Source organism: Desulfurobacterium pacificum (assembly GCF_900182835.1).
Lineage (GTDB): Bacteria > Aquificota > Aquificia > Desulfurobacteriales > Desulfurobacteriaceae > Desulfurobacterium_B > Desulfurobacterium_B pacificum.
The window spans coordinates 516,562-532,996 of record NZ_FXUB01000001.1 but is presented as its reverse complement, the minus strand read 5'-3'; the positions used below and the strand labels follow the sequence as shown (position 1 = coordinate 532,996).

The window sequence follows — 16,435 nt, the reverse complement described above, 5'->3', positions numbered from 1 at the left end:
TTTTAACAGAACTGTAAGTTTGAGAATTGAGGGAAAGTCCCCCTAAACGGGGGACTTTAAGAGAAGCTTACTATTATCTGAAGCATAATTCCTACAAAGAGTGTTAAGGCAAGAACAGGCAGGATAAGGGTTCTTAATAGGCTTCCTTCTTCTTTACCTTTTAGACCAACCAAAGCAGCTGCATTTGTTAGCTTAGAAGGAGTTATAGCACTCGCGATACCACCTGCGACAGCATGAGCACCATAAGCTGCCATGAACATTGAAGCACCAACAGTTGAAGCTATTGCGCCGTATTGAATTTTAGCAAAGAGAACGTTAGAAGCGGTTTCACTACCGCCGACAAAAGCTCCTAATAAACCTAAGAACGGAGAAATAAGAGGATAGAAGCTACCGAAAATATCGGCTAACGTTTTACCTATTATTAAATCCATATTTAACTCTTTGAAGTGAGCACCTGGCATGAGTTTTCCATGTACTATATCCATTCCAGACCAAGCCATGATGAACGCGACTGCAAAGAAGAGGGAGTAGGCTATAAATGGTCCCCAAACTCTGTTTATCCACGTTTTAAATGCTCTTGATAGCTGTTCCTGTGTTGGTTTTAAGAAAGGTAGAGAAACGATAATTGCTACTAAAATCCAGAAATAAACGTGGGCAAAAACGTTTAAATCTATTTTTTTACCACCAACTATGTGGATAACTTCTATGCTGCCTGGTAGGTTTGCAAAGAACTTCTTAACAGGTGGGTAATTTACCACTAATGAGAATATGAAAAGGAACACCCATGGAGAGACAGCTTTCCAGAATTCAGCTGTGAATTTAGGATTTCCATCTCCGTTCTTTTTGTAAAGGAGATAAGCTACTACCATTGTCGCAAGTCCAGAGAATATACCTATTACCTCAACCGGAACGATTTTTGTAAAAGCAAGGAAGAGAGCTGTGAATGAGAGAACCAGTCCTGCTATAAGTGCGCCTTTCCAATGTTTTTTAATAGCTTCCCACTTACCGACAAAATAAAGCATCATTAAAGCAAAACCCACAGAAACTACAGGAAGGAAGATTGTAATGTGTTGGGTGAAACTCCAAATGAACTGGTCAACGTTTTCTATTCCTGGTGGTCTTATGCCGAATGGTCCCCACGCTACTTTAGCAGGTAGAGTAATTGGAATAGAAAGGAGTGCAAATGAGGTTAGCGGGTCATAACATAGAACCGATATTGCAACGGCGGCTAAGGGTGAAAAACCTAAAGCCACGAAAACCGGTGGGAACAAAGCGGGCGTTACAACACCTAAAGAAGTTGCCAAAGAACCAAAACCCATTCCTAAAAACAGCGTTTGCTGGATTTTATCTTTTGTTATCGCCTGGATAGTTTTAACGATTTGAGAGAGTGCTCCTGTTTCTTTCATAATGAAAATCATTAACATTGTAAACGCTACTGCAAAGGTAATTGCAAAAGCTTTAACAATACCGTAGATACTTGCTCCCCAAACAACGGAAAACGGCGTTTTGAAATAAAACACGGCTACCAACATAGTAAAAATCCACCCCACCACCGACATAAAAACGCCAGAACGCGAGAACATAAGCATTCCGACTAAAACTACTAAAATCGGTAACACGGCAAAGAGAAAATCCATCCTCCCAGACCTCCCAGAAAGTGTTTTAGTGCTGTTTGACAGGTTTCTTTGTGCCGAGGGCTATGTAGAATCCCAAGAGAATGACAACTAAAAAAGATAGAATTACAATAATTTCTGGAAGCATCGCTATTCCTCCTTACTATCAAGCTGATAAGATAAGACAGCTATAAGTAAACTTGTGAAGACAATCGCGCCGAAACCAATAATAATCCAGCCTAATTTTTGTTTACCGTAACGGAAGGCGGTAGTTACTTCTCCTATCAGTAAAGCTATAAGTATGTTCCATAGTTTTTCAAGGGCTATTTCTTTTGAGGTTTTCAAAGCTATGCTCCTTAATCGTAAATTTCTGCTGCTTCAACTAATCTGTTGCCGTTCTTAGCAAGCAGTTCTAATGCTCTATCAAAATCCTGCCCTTTCACTTTAAAGAAAAGAATTGCCTTGTGAGAAGCACCAGCATAGGCGTAGGTGTACTCAATGTCTATGTTATTATCCGCTAAAACCTTGACAACTTTATAAAATCCTCCCGGCTCATCTTCCACCTCTACTGCAAACACGTCAGTTTCGTTTGCCGCAAAGCCGCTTGAAGCTAAAATAGCTTTTGCTTTTTCCGGATTATTCACTACCAATCTTAGTATTCCAAATTCTGAGGAGTCAGCTAAAAATAGCGCTCTTATGTTTACGTCTGCTTTTGCTAAAGCTTCTGCTACTTCAGCTAACCTGCCTTTTCTGTTTTCTAAAAATACCGAAATCTGCTTTATGGCGTATTTGCTTCTCATAGCTTCCTCCAGTTAGATGTTAAGTTCTCTTCTATCAACAATTCTTTTCGCCTTACCCATGCTTCTTTCAAGTGTTTTAGGCTCAACCAATTTAACTTTTGCCCTTATAAAGAGGTGGTTAAGCAGTTCTTCTTCCAACTTCTTCTGAAGCCTCTCAAGAGTTCCAACGCCGTCTGTTAGCAGTTTTTCGTCAACTTCAACCCAAACTTCTAACTTGTCTAAAACGCCTTTCTTATCAACAACTATTACGTAATTTGGAGTTACACCTTCAACCTTTGTAATTACGTGTTCAACTTGGGATGGGAATACGTTTACGCCGTTAACGATTAACATGTCATCGGCTCTTCCTCTAATACCTTCAATCCAGATTAGCGTTCTGCCGCACGGACAAGGCTCTCTTCTTAAAACGGTGATGTCTTTTGTTCTGTAACGAATCATAGGCAGTGCTTGTTTGGTAAGGGTTGTAATAACTAATTCACCTTCTTCACCTTCAGGTAGAACCTCTCCAGTTTCTGGGTCTATTATCTCCGGTATAAAGTGGTCTTCAAAAATGTGAAGGTGACCGTGTTTACACGTTGCAGCTACGCCAGGACCAATAATTTCAGAAAGTCCGTAGGCTTCAACGTATTGGATACCCCAGCTTTCGGCAACAGCCTTCTTTAATCCGGGTGAAGCGGGTTCAGCTCCAAAAAAGCCTGCTCTTAGTTTAAAGTCTTTATGCAAATCGTAACCTTCTTCTTTGGCAACTTCTGCAAGGTGAAGAGCAAAAGAAGGCGTGCAACACAAAATTGTTGCTCCAAAATCTTTCATGAGCATTAACTGTCTTTTTGTAAATCCGCCACTTGCAGGGACAACCGCAGCTCCTATCGCTTCTGCTCCGTAGTGGAATCCTAAACCGCCTGTGAACAATCCGTATCCGTAAGCGTTGTGAACAACGTCTTTTTCGTTAACATCAGCCATCAGATAAGTCCTTACCATAACTTCAGTCCAGACTTCCATGTCGTGGCGGGTATAACCTACAACTGTTGGTTTTCCGGTTGTTCCAGAAGAGGAGTGAATCCTTACTACCTGTTCTAACGGAACAGCAAATAAGCCGAAAGGGTAGTTATCTCTTAAATCCTGCTTTGTCGTGAATGGTAGTTTCTTGAGGTCGTCCAAGCTTTTAATGTCAGATGGTTTAACGCCTGCTTCGTCAAACTTTTTTCTATAAAAAGGAACAAGGTGATAGACTCGTTCAACCGTTTCTTTTAATCTTTGTAACTGGATTGCTGCGATTTTTTCTCTTGGCATGAAGTCCTTGTCTTTCAAAGACATTCCCTACCTCCTTAAATAGATGTAAAAATATTGTATAAAATACTCTTTAACTTTTAAACTTCACTTAGGATTTTTCTCTTTTATTTTGGAGGTTGGAATGTTTCAGAGACGGCTTGAAACTCTTGATAGAGAACTGATAGAAAAACTCCAGCTTGAGAGGTTGAGGAAAACTATCCAAAGAATAAAGGAAAAAAACGAAAGGTATTGGGAAAAAATAGGGAAGCCTGAACCTGAGGATATTAGGAGTCTTAAAGATTTGCAGCAGTTTCCTTTTATAACCAAGGAAGATTTGAGGAAAAACTATCCTTTTGGACTTGCCTGCGGTGAACAGTGCGAATTTGTCAGGTTTCACATGTCTTCTGGAACTACTGGAACGCCGGTTGTCAACCCATACACTCCTGCTGACGTAGAGCAATGGGGTGAAATAATGGCTCGTTGCCTCTGTGCGGCAGGGCTCACCTTTAGAGATGTCCTTCAGATAACGCCTTCTTTTGGTTTGTTTAACGGAGGGTTTGGTTTTCACTACGGCGCTGAGAAAGTTGGATGCTTTGTTGTACCGATAGGTCCGGGAAGGACGCTCCTTCAACTGAAATTTATGAAGGATTTTAAAACAACGGCACTTGCAGGAATTGCTTCCTATCCTTTACGTTTGATTGAAGTAGCAAAAGAGGAAGGATTTGATTTTAAGGAAACAAATCTAAAAGTTGGGATTTTCGGCGCTGAAGTGTGGAGTGAGGAGATGCGCCGCTACATAGAAAGAGAAATGGGAATAGAAACCTTTGACATAATCGGAATGACGGAAACAGGCGGTGTTGGCTTAGGAATAGATTGTAAAGCTCACAACGGCATTCACGTTTGGGAAGACCATTACATTGTTGAAATAGTCAATCCTGAAACTGGCGAAGTTCTGCCAGACGGAGAGGAAGGTGAATTGGTTGTTACGACTTTAACAAGGGAAGGTTTACCGCTTATAAGGTATAGAACCCGTGATATAACGAAGATAATCTCAAGAGAGAGGTGTGATTGCGGAAGAACACACCTTCGCCTTGCCCGCATAAAAGGTAGAACAGATGACATGCTTAAAGTAAAAGGTGTTTGCTTCTACCCGCGCCAGATAGAAGAGATAATAATGAAGTATCCGGAAGTTCTCCCCAACTACCAGATAATTATTGGAAAGCATGAAGGTAAGGACGTTGTAGAGGTTGTGATAGAGGCTGACAGACAGGATGAATACTTAAAAGAGAGGATAGAAGAAGAAATTTACAGCCTATTAGGTCTTCACATAAGCGTTACCCTTAAAAGAAAAGGAGAAATTCCGAGAAGTGAAGGGAAAGCGGTGAGAGTTAAAAAGTTTTCATAATGGGAGGTAAGGTGATGAGAAAACTGCTTGTGGCAGGAACAGTTTTTGCCATCGGACTTTCTAACGCTGCTGTTGCATCTGATTCTTCTGAAATTCAGCAGTTAAAAGCCATGATTGAGAAGATGCAGCAGGAACTTCAGCAAGTAAAAGCAGAGAACCAGCAGTTAAAACAGGAGATTCAGGAGCTTAAAGGTGGTGTACCTGTAAGTGTGCCTAAAAAGAAGGCTTCTTTTGTTTCAAAGACGGGGAAGCCAGTAACCTTCTACGGGTATTTCAAAATTGATGCTTCCTATTCTGACTCAAAAGCCGTTGGAAAGGACTTTATACTTTTTGCTTTACCTGAAAACTCCAACGGTGCTGTTTTGAAGGAATGGTTTCCTTACACTATTAATAGCAACGATAACGACTTTAACATTAACTTTAAACACAGCAGGTTTGGGTTACTTATAAAAACGAAGGAAAACGACTACAACATTGTAGGTAACTTTGAGTTTGATTTTTACGGAACACTTGATGACAACGATGATAACCCTAACCATGCAGGTATAAGAGTTAGAAAAGCTTGGGTTCAGTTCGGGAAAGATGATTGGAATATAAGAGCTGGTCTTGACTGGATGCTCCTGACACAGCTTTACCCTCACCTTTCAAACTTCCCGTCTGGTGCTATGATGGGTAACATCGGTTATCGTATTCCGCAGATTAGATTTACAAAGCTGTTTAAGTTTGATGAGAGCAAGTTAACAACGCAGGTTGCCTTTGATAAAGTGTGGGGTGACCCTGACCCTGTAATGAAGCCTTATCTTGATACTGGTGCTAATTCAGGAAGACCTGATGTTCAGGGTAGGATTGCTTACGACTTTTACGCTGGTGGTGTAAAAATACATCTTGGAACGATAGGGCATTACGGAAAAGAACAGGTTACACTTTATGGCGGTGATGAACAAACACTTGACACCTATTCTTACGGTCTTGAAGGGGCAATTTCACCTGCTTCATGGTTGGAGATTTCTGGAAAAATATGGAAAGGTAAGAACCTTGGTGGATGGTATACGGGAGGTATAGGACAGGGGGTTCTTTTTGTTTATAGAAAACTGGATAATACCTTACAACCGACAGGAGATTATTACTTAAAGACGAAGCTCGTTGATGAAACTACTACACATGACCCAGTTGGCTTGGTGGATGTTCAAGAAATCCGGGCTGAAGGTGGTTGGGTAGAAGTTACTCTCAAGCCTCAGCATGGTTTAGTTTTCCACTTGGGTTACGGTGTTGATAATCCGAAAGACAGTGACCTTCAGTACAATGGTTTATATCCTGTCCTTGCTAGACTTAAAAACACTATGTATTATGGAAACGTTTTCTACAAGTTGACGCCTTCTTTAGGTTTAATGGGGGAAGTTTTAAGGGTTAAAACTGACTATCCTGAAAAAGATATGTATGGCGATACTTACGGTGATGGCACAGTTAACCGATTCCAGGGTAGCATTCTCTACTTCTTCTAATAAACCTTTTAGGCGGGCTCTTGTTGGAGCCTGCCTATTCTTCAGCGTGCTATAATTCCTTCTATGAAATGGACAGTTGGAACTTTAGTTAAAAGGGCTTCAGAGATTCTAAAAAGTCGCGGCGTTAAATCAGCCCGTCTTGACGCTGAGCTCCTTCTTGCTCACGCTTTAGGTTTTAAAGATAGGGTTAAACTCTACTCAGAATTTGATAGACCTTTAACCGACGAAGAAGTAGAAAATTACAGGCAGTTAATAATAAGAAGGGCAAAAGGGGAACCGGTTGCTTATATAACTGGAAAAAAGGAGTTTTTCGGTTTTACTTTCAGAGTTGAAAAAGGCGTTCTCATTCCAAGACCGGAAACGGAGCTGTTAGTTGAAGTCGTTTACGAGTATTTGAAAGGGAAAGAAGGAAAGACTGTTGTTGATGTAGGTACAGGTTCTGGCTGTATTGCTATTTCTCTCTGCAAATTACTTGGAGAGAAACATAAGTTTTACGGCGTTGATATTTCCGCGATAGCTTTAAAAGTAGCAGAGAAAAACAGAAAGATTTTGGGTTGTAAGAACCTTACGCTTTTAAAATCCGATTTACTTCAAGGTATTGATTTTCCTGTTGATGTTGTTGTTTCCAATCCTCCTTATATTCCTTTAAACGACCCAGAAGTTGAGGAAAACGTTAAAAAATTTGAACCTGCCGTTGCTCTCTTTGCCGGTAAAGATGGTCTTGACGTTATCAGGAGGTTAGTGGTTCAGGCTTACGAAAAGTTGAGCGATGGAGGATTTATAGCTTTAGAAGTTGGTAAAGGTCAATCGGAAAAAGTGAAAGAACTGCTTGAAAGTTCGGGGTTTAGGGATATTAATTCTTACGCTGATTTAAGTGGAATAGAACGGGTGGTCACGGGAGTTAAATAGTGGAAAAATTCGTTATAAAAGGCGGTAAACCTTTAAAAGGAAAAGTAAAAATTTCAGGTTCCAAGAACGCTTCCCTTCCCATAATTTTTGCCTCTATTCTTACTGATTCTTTAAGGCTCAGTAACGTTCCAGATTTAAGAGATGTAGTTACAGCGTGCAATCTTTTGAAAGAAATGGAATTTGACGTTTCTTTTGATAAAGGCATTGTTAAGGTGAAGAGGAACGAAAAGATTAAAACTGAAGCACCTTATGAACTTGTGAGGACTATGAGGGCGTCCATTTTATGTCTTGGACCTTTGCTTGCCAAATTTGGTAGGGCAAGAGTTTCTATGCCGGGTGGTTGTGCCATAGGCGTTAGACCTGTCAATCTGCATTTAAAAGCTCTGTCAAAGATGGGGGCAGATATAAGAATTGACCACGGCTACATAGATGCAGAAGTTGACGGGAAACTAAAAGGAACGGAAATAACTTTTGATTTTCCAACGGTGGGAGGGACGGAGAACGTTCTTATGGCTGCCGTTTTAGCAAAGGGGAAAACGGTGATAAGGAATGCTGCCAAAGAACCTGAAATAGTTGATTTAGCAAGAGCCTTAAAGTCGGCAGGTGCAAGGATAGAGGGTGAAGGCACAGATGTTATTGAGGTTGAGGGAGTTGATGATTTGGGAGAGATAGATTACAGGGTGATGGCTGATAGGATAGAGGCGGGGACGTTTTTGGCTGCTGTTGCGTTGGCTGGAGGGAAGGTGGAGGTTGAGGATTTTCCTTTTGAGTATTTAGGAGCGGTGATTGAAAAATTTGAAGAAGCTGGATTGAAAATAGAAAGGAAGAATCAAAATACAGCGGTTGTTGAAAAAACTAACAGATTAAAGGCAACAAACATAGTTACACAACCTTATCCCGGTTTTCCGACCGATATGCAGGCGCAATTTATGGCAGCTATGTGTTTAGCAGAAGGGACATCTGTAATAACTGAAACGATTTTTGAAAACCGCTTTATGCATGCTCTTGAGCTTCAAAGGTTAGGTGCTGATTTGGTTATTGACGGGAATACTGTTGTGGTAAACGGAGTTGAAAAGCTAATAGGTGCTAAAGTTACTGCTACAGATTTGCGGGCAAGCGCTTCTTTGGTTATTGCGGGGCTTGCAGCAGAGAACACAACAGAGGTTTATCGTATTTACCATCTTGATAGAGGTTACGAAAGGTTAGAGAAAAAGTTACAATCATTGGGAGCAGATATTAAAAGAGAAAAAAGTGAACTTCCTTACTAAGCTGGAGAAAGAATGGCAGAAAAGGATTACAGAACAATCACGATTGCTCTTCCTAAAGGAAGGCTTTTAAAAGAATCGGTGGAGTTTTTAAAAAAAGCCAACATTGATGCTTCAGAAACGCTTTCCGATACGAGAAAGCTGATTTTTGAAAGTGGGGATTTTCGTTTCATCTTGGTTAAACCTATGGACGTTCCTACTTATGTCTATTATGGAACGGCAGATATTGGTATTGCCGGTAAAGATGTAATAGAGGAAAAAGGATATCCTCTTTACGAGCCGCTTGATTTAAAGTTTGGAGCCTGTAGGCTTTCTGTTGCTGAACCTGTTAATATTTCTGAACCTTACGATTTGGAGAAGTTATCTTTCATTAGAGTTGCAACTAAGTATCCAAAAACTACCGATAGATTCTTCAGAAGTAAAGGAATACACCCGGAAATAATAGTTCTTTACGGTTCTGTAGAACTTGCTCCTCTGGTAGGACTTGCAGACCGGATTGTTGACCTCGTTCAGACGGGAACGACGTTAAAAGTTAACGGGTTGAGGGAGGTTGACACTATTCTATATTCAACTGCAAGGTTGATAGTTAACAGAGCAAGTCTTAAAACCAAATATGGGATAATCAAGAAAATGATAGAAAACATGAGGGAAGCTTTAAGATGAAAAGAGTATTAGTTCTGCTTTTTATCTTTCCACTTCTAATTTCAATAGTTAGTTGCCAGGAAAAAGCAACGCCAGTTGTTAAAGCGGATAATGTAGAGATAAAGGCTTACTTTTCCCCAAGAGGTGGTTGTACCGCGGCTATAGTGAGGAACGTTAATAGGGCTAAAAGTTTTGTAGATGTCGCTATCTATTCTTTTACCAGTAGAAGGATTGCTGATGCTTTGATAAGAGCTTACAAGAGAGGTGTAAGAGTAAGAGTTGTAGCTGATGAGGGGGCTGCTCGCGGAAGAAGATGTGTACTTCCTCTTCTTGAAAAGTTTGGCATTCCTGTAAGATATAAAAGAGGAAGTGGCGGTGGACTGATGCATAACAAATATGCTGTTATTGACGGAAAAGTCGTTATTACTGGAAGTTTTAACTGGACTAAAAGCGCAGAGTACAGAAACGATGAAAACTTGGTAGTTATTAAAAATACTGACTTGGCTAAGGTTTATGAGAGAAACTTTGAGAAACTCTGGAGATTGGCGGAGCTTGAAAATTGAGTGAACTTTCTGCTTTAAAAGAGAAATTTTTCTCAGAAAGAGAGAAAATAAAGGAGCTTCACTATAAAAAAGAAACTGGATTTGAGATAGCCAACAGATTGAGGAACGCTCTTGATAAAATCCTGATTCCCGCGTTTAAGGAATATTTTTCTAATTGGGATGTGCCAGTTTGCTTTTACGCATTGGGGGGTTATGGAAGAGGGGAACTTAACTTTTATTCCGATATAGACGTTAACCTTATCTATACGGGTAATCTAACCCAGTCACACTCGGAAGATGTAGAAGCTTTTTATTACTTTTTGCTTTCTCTAAAACTTGATTTAGGGTTTTCTTTTAGAAGTGTAGATGAAGCTGTAGAGCTTGCAGGTGAGGATTTAACCGTTTTTACTAACTTCCTTCAAAGAAGAGTTCTCTGTGGTGAAGAAAAAGTAGAAAGGCTTATTAATAGAAGGTTCAGTGAGTTTATTAAGAAGAATAAGGAAAGTTTAGTAACGGAGATAATTGCTGCAAGAAATGAGAGGTACAAGAGGTTTTATGGAACGGTTTACTATCAGGAACCTAACGTTAAAGAAAGTAAAGGTGGTTTAAGAGATTTACACGAAGCTTTCTGGGTGGCAAAAATCGTTTACGGAATTGAAAATTATTCTGGCTTTTTAGACAAGAAAATACTTGATAGGAAAAATTTTAGAGACGTTATTTCCGCTTACGATTTCATGTTAAGGGTAAGAAATCACCTACATATAACTGCAGGAAGAAAAAGCGACATTCTTTCCTTTGAGATGCAGAAAGAAGTTGCAGAATATTTTGGATTTCCTAAAAGCAGGAAGGGTGTTGAAAGCTTTATGAAGAACTATTTTAGTTCTGCTATTGACCTTTCTGTAATTAGTAAAGAAATCATAAAGGGGAGTACAGAAGAGTTAGAGAAAGAGAGGAAAGGTGGTGTTTTTGGATTTTTAAAGTTTAAGTGTGAGAAGCTTCCCCCCTACTACATAGAAAACAACACCCTTTACGTTGAAGAAGACGCAGAGAGTGAAGTTTTAAAAAGTCCGTCTCTTATCTTGGAAGGATTTAAAATTATTCAGGAAAGGGGAGTTGAATTATCTTCTGCCCTTTTCTCCTTGTTTAAGTTGTCTGCTGAAACTAACAGAGAAAAATTCAGGAAGAAAGAAACTTTACAAAAGTTTAAAGAGATTCTTACGAACTTAAAGAGGCTTTCCTACACGCTGGAACTTATGCACGATACAAAAGTTTTAGGCGCATTAATCCCTGATTTTGAAAGGCTTAGAGGACACTTCCAGTACGATACTTATCATAAATTCACAACCGATATTCACTCTATTTTGACAGTAAGGGAAATAGAAAAGATAGAAGAAAAGGGAACGAGTCGCATACCTGTAAAAGAAAAGCAACAGCTTTCGCAAATACTTCAAGACCTTGAGAACCCTTCAACCCTTTACATCGCAGCTCTATTTCACGATATAGGCAAGGGAAAGCCGGGACGCCATGAAATAGTAGGTGCAGGTCTTACGAAAAAGTATATGAGGGAAATGGGATTCAATGAAGAAGAGATAGAAGAAACCTCCTGGCTTGTTAAGAACCACCTTTTGATGTCTCATCTTGCGTTCAGGCGTGACATTTCAGACCCAGAACTTTTGCAACATTTTAAAGAAACCTGCCAAACGGAAGAAAAACTTAAAAAACTTTTCCTGCTTACTTATGCGGATATAAAAGCGGTAGGACCAGGTGCTTGGGATAACTGGAAGAGCGCTCTTCTGTGGAAGCTTTACAACTCTACTCTTGCCCTTTTTGTTGAGAGGAAAACAGCAGAGGAGCTGATTGAAGAAAAGCTTAATCGTCGAAAAGAAAAGGTAAAGAACCTTTTGAAAGGAAAAATAAGAGAAGAATCTGTAGAGAAGTTTTTCCAGAATGCAGATAGGGATTATCTCATTACCTACGCCTCAGATGAGATAGCCAAGCATCTCTTAATGATGAGAAAGATTAGAAAAGAAAATAAAGACTACGAGTTTGCCAGCGAGAGTTATCCTGATATAGGTTTTACTAAGTTTACAATCGTTACCAAGTATAGACGGGGACTTTTTAACAAAATAGCAGGGATAATGTCTTACTTGGGAATAAACATAAAAGGGGCAAATATCAACCGCGCAATAGAAGACGACTGCGACTGTATGGTTTATACCATTCACGTTTCAACTGTTGCAGGTGAAGCTCTACCAGAAGACAAGATAGAGGAGTTTCAGGAGTATCTTGAGAAGCTTTACAGCGGAGAATTTTCGGTTGAGGATTTACCGGGAGACTTGATAAAGCCTAAGACTTTCAGAAAGAACGTTCCTTTACCTGAAAATAAGGTAAAAGTTGATAATCAAACTTCCGATAGATATACTATTATTGAGGTATCAACTTACGACAGGCTCGGTGTCTTATATGCTATTACAAAGGTTTTGCTTGATATGGACACTCGCCTAAGAAGAGCAATAATCTCAACAGAGGGAAATAGGGTTATAGATAGTTTCTACATTACGGACATGGATTATCAGAAAATAACAGATGAAAACAGGTTAAGAGAGATAAAAGAGAGGATTTTGGAAGTTATAAAGTAATGCTAACTCCTCCGCGTCTCTCATCTCCTGCCCCTTCAAAATATCCTGTTACTGCTTGAACGCCACCGAAAAACAGGTTTTTTTCTCTAAACCTAACGACCTTATAGTGTCTTTCCACTTCTTCAATTACGCTGTCTGAGAATCCTGGCTCCACGTAAACCGTTCCATTTTCAAAGTGGAGTCGTGGTTTTGAAACGGCTTCCTTAACGTTCATTCCAAATACTTCTGAGTTAAGCAGTACCTGTAAAATGGCACTTCTTATCCTGTTACTCCCGGCGCTTCCTAAAAGCAGTTTTAGTTTTTCTCCTTCAAATACGGCAGTAGGAGACATCATAGAAGGAAGTCGTACGTAAGGCTCCCATTTAAAGAATCCTTTAGGATTTAAATCTTCTTCTCCCAACATGTTGTTGAGCATGACGCCGCAGTCAGGTATGATAATTCCAGACCCTTCGCCGTTTGTTGTTGTTACGGCTGCACCGTTACCTTCTGAGTCGTAAACGCTTATGTGGGTAGTGTTACCCCACAGGTTCAATTTTCTAACAAACAAGTTTTTAAAAGTTTCTATTAAGTCCTCATTTTCTAAAAGTTCTTCTATTTTATCTTTGTGGAGGTTACCGTTCACAAATTTGCTTCTAAATTTCGTTGTTACTTCCATACTTTCTATAAGAGAAGCTATATGATTTAAACTTCCCCACTTTTCCATCTGGCAATCTTTAAGTAGTTTCAGGGTAAAAGCAATCAGTATTCCTCCAGAAGAAGGCGGTGGATTGGTATAAACTTGCTTTCCTTTGAAGTTCACTTTTAAAGGTTCTCTTTCAAAAACTTTATATCTTGCAAGGTCTTCTTTTCTAATAATTCCACCTTTTTCAATAGAAACCTTTTCTATTTTATCTGCTATTTCTCCTTCGTAAAACGCCCACTGCCCTTCCTCAGCTATCAGCTCTAAAAAGTCTGCGTAGTCGGGGTTTTTGAAAAGAACGTTTTCATCTATAAGTTTTCCGTTGACAGTGTAAATTTTCTTTGCTTCTTCTGTTGCTGTAAATATAGGTTCCAACAGCTTCACGAAAGAAGCCTGTAAAGGCGAAAGATTTACGCCCTTTTTCGCGTATTCTATTGCGGGGGTGAGAACTTCTCTTAAAGGAAGTCTGCCTCTTTCAGTATGAACTCTCAATAAACCTGCTACAAATCCCGGAACAGCTATTGCTCCTGCTCCTATATGAAATTCCTGAACAGTATCGCCAAAGTCAACGTAGATAGGATAAAAGTTCGGATTTTCAATCCTTTTGGGTGGAACGTCAACGAAGAAGTCGTAAAGCAGAGGAGAACTATTTGGAGAAACTGCGAGTAAAAATCCTCCCCCCCCTGCACTGGTAAGTGCCGGTTCACACATAGGAGCTGCAAAACAAGCTGCCACTACTGCATCAAAGGCGTTGCCACCTGCTTTAAGAACTTCTATTCCTGCTTCTGCTGTCAGTCTATCTCCTGCCGCTACAACTCCTTTCATTCGTTTCCTCCGAAACACAGGTGGGCTACTACTTTTTTGAAATCTCTTGTCCTTTCATAAATTCTCAATTCCTCTTCTGCAACTGTGGGAACGCTTGTAAGTTTTTCCAATATTTTGGCGCCTTCTTTCAGCTTCCCAAATTTTTTGCTGTGTTGTGCAACCAACTCTAAAAGAACCGTTCCTACCTTCTTATTTGCTCCTTCATCTATGAAATTGCCGTTTAGTCCATGCCTTGCTGCGTTCCATCGGTTTTGCAGGTTTATCTGGTGGTACGTTGGCTTTACGGTTTCCTCCATAAATAATCTTCCTACCATAACCATAAGGTTAGCTATCCCCTTTAGCCTTTCAAAGTTTGACACAGAGTCACATATTCTGATTTCAACAGTTCCTAAGTCCGGTCTTAACCTTACATCCCACCATATGTCCTTCAAAGATTCTATAGTTTTAGTGTTTTTTAAAATTTCTATTAATTCTGTGAACTCTGAGTAGGAGCAGAACTGCTGCGGTATTCCGGCTCTTGGTAGCTGCTCAAATATCTTACTTCTGTAGGATAAAATTCCTGTGTTTCTTCCTCTGAAAAACGGCGAGGAAGCGGATAAAGCTAAAAACAGAGGTGCATATTTAACAAAAGCGTTATAGGCGTTAGTTGCTGACTTCTCGTCAGGAAAGCCTATGTGAACGTGTAATCCGTATATCAGGAAGTTGCGTAAAACTTCTTGAAATTCACTTAAGAGCCTTAAATATCTTTCGTTTTCAGTAACTTTTACCTCTTCAGGTTGGGCAAACGGATGAGTTCCGGATGCTGCTATAGAAAATCCCTCCTCTTTTCCAACCTCGCAACACTTCTCAGATATAGTCTGAATCTGTTCTACAGCTTCGTGGGGATGTTCACATACGGGGGAAACAAACTCCACCATAGATTTGAGAAATTCCCTGTGTATTAACGGAGAATTCACATTTTCAAAGATTGTGTCAGCTTTTCTCGTTAACTTACCCGTATTTCTATCTACCAATTGAACTTCTAACTCTATACCCACCGTTAACGGTGGGGAACTGAAAAACTTCATAAACTCCTCAAGGTTAAAATCCTCAAAATAATCTTATGACAAGATAGGTGTTTTCACAACTTCAGTATATCTTCTAAAAAATCTTCTTCCGTTTCGTGGGGGAGTCTGTGAGACACGATAGATGCTATAACGGAGGTTGTTATTATTATTAAAAGTAAAGCAACGTAAGTTTCTTCATCTATTATTCCTGCATTGAGTCCAAACAAAGAAGCGACAATACCGAAAGTCAATCGCATGTTAAAGAATAAGCCAGCTAATTTGTAAACGGCACTTCTAAAAAGGTTGGCTGTTGCGTATACCGTACCTAAGTATTTTGTCAGAAAGGCGATGATTCCTAAAACGAAGGATAGGAAAATCACTTTTGGGGATATCACAGAAAGTTTTACTGAGTAACCTGCTTTGAAAAAGAAGAAAGGAGCTAAAAAGCCGAAAATGAGGGCGCGGATTTTTTTCTCCGTATTAACGTCTTTCCTAAAAAACTCAGCGAAAAATATACCTGTTGTGAAGGCTAAAACGGCTTCGTTTATATGAACAGTTTCGGATAGAAAACCTAAAGCAATTAGAATTACAATGATAAAACGAGTTCTAAACTCTATCTGGTTTCCTGCGTACCTTTCAAAAAGTTTTTCTCCCCATTTGGGAAGTCTAAACAAAAGTAGGAGAAGGGCAATAGAGAACAGAAGGTTGTAAATATTTATCCCTTCAAATAGGAAGCTCATCGTAAGCATACTGGATATATCAACAACCATGGCGCCTGCTAACAGAATTTGACCTGCTGGAAGGGAAAGTAGATTTTTCTCTTTTAGCAAAGGATACACCAGAGCTAAAGAAGTTGTAGAAAGAGCTATACCAATTAGTAAAGATGCTTCAAACGAATAATTCAAAAGATAATGAGAAACATAAAAAATACTTATAAGAGGGAAAAAGTAAGAACAGAAACCGATGAATAAACTTTTCCAGAAGTGTTTTCTCATGAGTTCCGGGTCTGTTTCAAGTCCTGCAAAAAACATTAAACCTAATAGTCCAAGGTTAGAGAGGAAGTCTATCCATTTGAGGTCTCCTAATTTTAGGAAGTTGGAAGCAAAAACCCCGGCTAAGATTTCTAATATAGAAGAAGAAAAACCTATTTCTAACGCTCCAATTCCTGCGAGTATAATTAAAAAGCTAACTATGAGACTTTCTGTTTGAAGCTTCAAACAAGCCTCCTGTAAAGGTGTAAGGTGATTTTAGCATGCAAAATCTTTATAGACTAATAAGAAAACTTTAATGGAAGAGTTG

At 39.6% G+C, this 16,435-nt stretch carries 14 protein-coding genes; 7 read left to right on the top strand and 7 right to left on the bottom strand.

All coding sequences use genetic code 11. From position 1 onward, the window contains the following. Positions 1-56: 56 nt before the first annotated feature. From QOL23_RS02630 to QOL23_RS02615, 4 genes are all read right to left on the bottom strand, one after another. Positions 57-1,637 carry an L-lactate permease gene (locus QOL23_RS02630; protein ID WP_283400033.1) on the bottom strand — a complete coding sequence of 527 codons (1,581 nt, stop codon included), beginning with the start codon at positions 1,635-1,637 and terminating at the stop codon, positions 57-59. 126 nt (positions 1,638-1,763) lie between these two features. Further along, the gene (locus QOL23_RS02625; protein WP_283400032.1) at positions 1,764-1,958 is read right to left on the bottom strand and encodes a hypothetical protein; all 195 of its coding nucleotides are present in this window, start codon (positions 1,956-1,958) and stop codon (positions 1,764-1,766) included. 11 nt (positions 1,959-1,969) lie between these two features. Continuing rightward, on the bottom strand, positions 1,970-2,413 hold the full coding sequence (locus tag QOL23_RS02620; protein ID WP_283400031.1) for an ACT domain-containing protein: 444 nt from the start codon (positions 2,411-2,413) through the stop codon (positions 1,970-1,972). A gap of 12 nt (positions 2,414-2,425) precedes the next feature. Next, the gene (locus tag QOL23_RS02615; RefSeq protein ID WP_283400030.1) at positions 2,426-3,727 is read right to left on the bottom strand and encodes a phenylacetate--CoA ligase family protein; all 1,302 of its coding nucleotides are present in this window, start codon (positions 3,725-3,727) and stop codon (positions 2,426-2,428) included. 97 nt (positions 3,728-3,824) lie between these two features. Between QOL23_RS02615 and QOL23_RS02610 the strand changes: the two genes are divergently transcribed. From QOL23_RS02610 to glnD, 7 genes are all read left to right on the top strand, one after another. Next, positions 3,825-5,087: a phenylacetate--CoA ligase family protein gene (locus QOL23_RS02610; RefSeq protein WP_283400029.1), complete on the top strand. Its 1,263-nt coding sequence runs from the start codon at positions 3,825-3,827 to the stop codon at positions 5,085-5,087. Between the two features lie 14 nt (positions 5,088-5,101). Continuing rightward, positions 5,102-6,589 carry a DcaP family trimeric outer membrane transporter gene (locus tag QOL23_RS02605; RefSeq protein WP_283400028.1) on the top strand — a complete coding sequence of 496 codons (1,488 nt, stop codon included), beginning with the start codon at positions 5,102-5,104 and terminating at the stop codon, positions 6,587-6,589. Positions 6,590-6,652: 63 nt separating this feature from the next. Next, the gene (prmC, locus tag QOL23_RS02600) at positions 6,653-7,498 is read left to right on the top strand and encodes a peptide chain release factor N(5)-glutamine methyltransferase (protein ID WP_283400027.1); all 846 of its coding nucleotides are present in this window, start codon (positions 6,653-6,655) and stop codon (positions 7,496-7,498) included. Continuing rightward, positions 7,498-8,766, top strand: coding sequence for a UDP-N-acetylglucosamine 1-carboxyvinyltransferase (gene murA, locus QOL23_RS02595; RefSeq protein WP_283400026.1), 1,269 nt, complete (start codon positions 7,498-7,500; stop codon positions 8,764-8,766). The genes prmC and murA overlap by 1 nt, the downstream gene beginning before the upstream one ends. Positions 8,767-8,778: 12 nt before the next feature. After that, positions 8,779-9,426 (top strand): ATP phosphoribosyltransferase, encoded by a 648-nt coding sequence (hisG, locus tag QOL23_RS02590; RefSeq protein WP_283400025.1) that lies wholly within the window; start codon positions 8,779-8,781, stop codon positions 9,424-9,426. Further along, the gene (locus QOL23_RS02585; protein ID WP_283400024.1) at positions 9,423-9,968 is read left to right on the top strand and encodes a phospholipase D family nuclease; all 546 of its coding nucleotides are present in this window, start codon (positions 9,423-9,425) and stop codon (positions 9,966-9,968) included. The genes hisG and QOL23_RS02585 overlap by 4 nt, the downstream gene beginning before the upstream one ends. After that, positions 9,965-12,586, top strand: a complete 2,622-nt coding sequence (glnD, locus tag QOL23_RS02580) for a [protein-PII] uridylyltransferase (RefSeq protein ID WP_283400023.1) — start codon at positions 9,965-9,967, stop codon at positions 12,584-12,586. The genes QOL23_RS02585 and glnD overlap by 4 nt, the downstream gene beginning before the upstream one ends. On the opposite strand, the gene ggt is transcribed toward glnD, so the two are convergent. The 3 genes from ggt to QOL23_RS02565 are packed head-to-tail and all read right to left on the bottom strand — an operon-like array spanning position 12,576 to position 16,353. After that, the gene (ggt, locus tag QOL23_RS02575; protein ID WP_283400022.1) at positions 12,576-14,090 is read right to left on the bottom strand and encodes a gamma-glutamyltransferase; all 1,515 of its coding nucleotides are present in this window, start codon (positions 14,088-14,090) and stop codon (positions 12,576-12,578) included. The genes glnD and ggt overlap by 11 nt on opposite strands. Further along, a complete protein-coding gene (locus QOL23_RS02570) occupies positions 14,087-15,157 on the bottom strand; it encodes a carboxylate-amine ligase (protein WP_283400021.1) in 1,071 nt (356 codons plus the stop codon). Before QOL23_RS02570 ends, ggt begins: the two co-directional genes overlap by 4 nt. Before the next feature lie 53 nt (positions 15,158-15,210). After that, positions 15,211-16,353, bottom strand: coding sequence for a cation:proton antiporter (locus QOL23_RS02565; protein WP_283400020.1), 1,143 nt, complete (start codon positions 16,351-16,353; stop codon positions 15,211-15,213). Between the last annotated feature and the right edge of the window lie 82 nt (positions 16,354-16,435).